A 3,110-nucleotide genomic window follows, 5' to 3' on the forward strand; every position below is an offset into this window, starting at 1 on the left:
GGAAGTACTCAAGTGGCTGAAGAGGCGCCCCTGCTAAGGGTGTAGATCGGGCGACCGGTGCGAGGGTTCAAATCCCTCCTTCTCCGCCATATATTAGGCCCCTTGGTCAAGCGGTTAAGACACCGCCCTTTCACGGCGGTAACACGGGTTCGAATCCCGTAGGGGTCATTTTAATGTTAGATTCGATAGTAAATCACTAATAGAAGGTTATCTTCACAAGGTAGTCTTCTAAGCTCCAAATCTCTTTTCCCAATACATTCATTAGAAGCTTAGCTAAGAGAGCACCTACCTTATACTTTAAAGGTCAGCTGTTCAATCATGCTAAGCTTTTTTTGTTGTACAATATATGACCTTGGTGAAGTTCTATCCCCTTCTCGATCAAACACGAGAAAAGGATGGGATTTCACTAATGGCATCTTTTTATTAATATCTATGAAGTAAAAAAAATCCTGATCCACGCTGATTTTCGTTACGAGCGTGCGGTGAGCCTCCTCGTCGCGAAAATACCATTTTGGCTAATCATATCACCTCTCCTCTGGATGATGCTTCTCCATTTTTTGAGGTACACTTAAACAGAAGTCCAATTTTTTCTAGTATCTTATGTAGAAAGTGTCTCTTCGTTAAAAATTAGTGACTTTTAAGTCTCTAAGGAACGCCTGAGACGCCTCTAATCTATTTTATAACCCCATTGTTCATCCATTAAAATCTAACGCTTATAACTAATTTTAAAGCCTTCTGTAGCTTTTAAATAAAGTTTGATAAAACCACTTCTATATTTTTATCTTAGAAGTGGTTTTTATTGGATACTTAAATGGAACTTGTTTTCTCTTAAACCGTATAAAAGTTTAAGGGGGATAAACAAATGCGACATAACTTAGTTTTATATATTTCAGTTTGTTTGATGCAAGTAATAATTTTAAGTAATATAACTCTTTTTGATGGACAATGGAATGGAATTACTATGTGGTTATGTACAGCCATATTTATTTTCTCTTCCACAGTATTTGGTTTAAGTAGAAAAAATAAAGATAAAGGATGAAGATATTAGAAAGCCTACATTCAATAAACGAAAGAATTTATTGGAAGAAGTGGGAGTTCTCAAGGAGGAATAAATGATGAAAATAAATACATATCTTATTCAATTAGCAGTTACGATAATAGTTATTTTTGGAGGAACTTTTAACATTCGTTTCTTTAGAACTGGTGAACTTTTATTAGACCAGATTATAGGGGCTTCGGTTGGAATTGTACTTCTTATTGCAACATTGATTTGGAGAAAAATAAACAAGTAATTTTGTTAGGCTAACATGATGCATTACTTCAGGATGCGGTAAAGCTTTTTTCTTATTGTACTGAAGCAGCAGGTTTGTTGAAAAAAAGGAGATTATATATGATAAAAAGTAAATTGGCACTCATTAGTTCCGTTATTATTTTAGGGATATGTATGTATTTATATTTTCCATTTCCTAATAATGTAATGTTAGAAGCACGTTCTACATTCATGTCGTTTCCAATTAGTAATCAAGATGGCTATATTTTACTTGGTATTATTGGATCCGTTATGTTTATAATCGCCATGATCTTACTTGTCATTGGTATAAAGAAATATTACTTTCGAACAATAATAATAGTTGTAATAGTATATGCACTATTACCAAATCTTCTAATTTTAATGTACCAAGAAACGTTAGCAAGTGGCATTACAGCCGTTTCATACGATGGTAATGGTAGGTGCAATTTTGATTCTGTGAGCAAAGACTTATTGAATGGGGAATGCAGTCTTGTATTACATAATCGAAGTAATGAGGCTGTGTCATTTGAATTAGAATTTATAGATTCTTTTTTCACGGAAGATAAAGTACAAATGGAGTCCCTTATGAATTTAGCTGGTCCGTATAGCATTACGATAGAAGCTAATCGTAAAAAATCTATTCATTTGAAGGAATTACTCAAATTATCAGATGTTCCAAAACATATTGAAGGTGGAACATCATCCGATATTCACTTTAAGCTAATGGATGGGGAGAATACACGCACTTTATAGTAGATCTTTCACTCTTGTAGAGTGCAAAATAATAGTATATAGAAATGCAAGATGACGATGCAGAGAATTAAAAAGAAAAATACATAGTGTTTAAGGGAGCGATTTGATGTGAGAGGCGGATAACCAGCTTTGGCTAGAGCCTTATATCCTTGGAGCCATCCCCGCCTCTAGGCTCATGAATTATGCCCGCAATAGCTCCATGTCAAATCAACTTGGCCCCTGTAATATACTTTGCAATACTATGTACGTGTCCTTTGCAATTCTCTGCAGGTTTTTTTTTGCACTATATAGCATTTGCATTAACCGTTGAGAATATGCCTGCCATTGCGTTATTTAATTACTCAAGTGAAGGCTATGCCTTATTGGAATTACGACAAGGAGAGCGCGAAGGAGTTGTTTCTATTGAAGAAGATGGCTATTTATTTATCTATATTAACGAACGCTATCAAGGAGAAATGGTTACGATTCATTTGAAAAATGGTGAGGGATATAAGTTCAATATCGAACAGAATAAAGGTCGATTAATTGTTGAGAAATAAATGAGGGATTATGAAAACATTCGATTGAAAATCTTTATTCCAACCAACACGTCCTCTGCATTCTCATCCTTTGAACGCAAATAGTGTCCTATCTCTTCTCTAATAGATGATTGGATACACTTTATGTTGAGATGTATAGTAATCCATACAGGTAGAACTAATATTATTTATAAGAAACTAAAAAAACTAAAAAGGCCGTTACCGATTTCTCGGTAACGGCCTTTTTTTATAGTGCCTAGCGACGTCCTACTCTCACAGGGGGAAACCCCCAACTACCATCGGCGCTGAAGAGCTTAACTTCCGTGTTCGGGATGGGAACGGGTGTGGCCTCTTCGCCATCGTCACTAGACTTGAATAACTACTGAAAGACAAGATTTATTATAACATATCTACCGGAAAATACAAGTAGTTTTTTAAATAAATTTCATTCTTTCAAAACTGGATAAAAGACATTGATTTTACGTATTCATTATTTGGTTAAGTCCTCGATCGATTAGTATTCGTCAGCTGCACGTGTCGCCACGCTT

General features: G+C 35.3%; 4 protein-coding genes, 1 tRNA gene and 1 rRNA gene. 5 read left to right on the forward strand and 1 reads right to left on the reverse strand.

The window, feature by feature from the left end:
• The first annotated feature begins 96 nt into the window (after positions 1–96).
• From C7437_RS16620 to C7437_RS16630, 5 genes are all read left to right on the forward strand, one after another.
• A tRNA-Glu gene (locus tag C7437_RS16620) sits at positions 97–168 on the forward strand.
• Between the two features lie 694 nt (positions 169–862).
• The gene (locus tag C7437_RS17040; protein WP_170122406.1) at positions 863–1,039 is read left to right on the forward strand and encodes a hypothetical protein; all 177 of its coding nucleotides are present in this window, start codon (positions 863–865) and stop codon (positions 1,037–1,039) included.
• A gap of 76 nt (positions 1,040–1,115) precedes the next feature.
• The gene (locus tag C7437_RS17045; protein ID WP_170122407.1) at positions 1,116–1,292 is read left to right on the forward strand and encodes a hypothetical protein; all 177 of its coding nucleotides are present in this window, start codon (positions 1,116–1,118) and stop codon (positions 1,290–1,292) included.
• A gap of 98 nt (positions 1,293–1,390) precedes the next feature.
• Complete coding sequence (locus tag C7437_RS16625; RefSeq protein ID WP_111441098.1) at positions 1,391–2,044, forward strand: hypothetical protein; 654 nt, start codon at positions 1,391–1,393, stop codon at positions 2,042–2,044.
• A gap of 278 nt (positions 2,045–2,322) precedes the next feature.
• Positions 2,323–2,583 carry a hypothetical protein gene (locus C7437_RS16630; protein ID WP_111441099.1) on the forward strand — a complete coding sequence of 87 codons (261 nt, stop codon included), beginning with the start codon at positions 2,323–2,325 and terminating at the stop codon, positions 2,581–2,583.
• 233 nt (positions 2,584–2,816) lie between these two features.
• On the opposite strand, the gene rrf is transcribed toward C7437_RS16630, so the two are convergent.
• A 5S ribosomal RNA gene (gene rrf, locus C7437_RS16635) occupies positions 2,817–2,932 on the reverse strand.
• Positions 2,933–3,110: the final 178 nt, after the last annotated feature.

The organism is Psychrobacillus insolitus (assembly GCF_003254155.1).
Classification (GTDB): Bacteria; Bacillota; Bacilli; order Bacillales_A; family Planococcaceae; genus Psychrobacillus; species Psychrobacillus insolitus.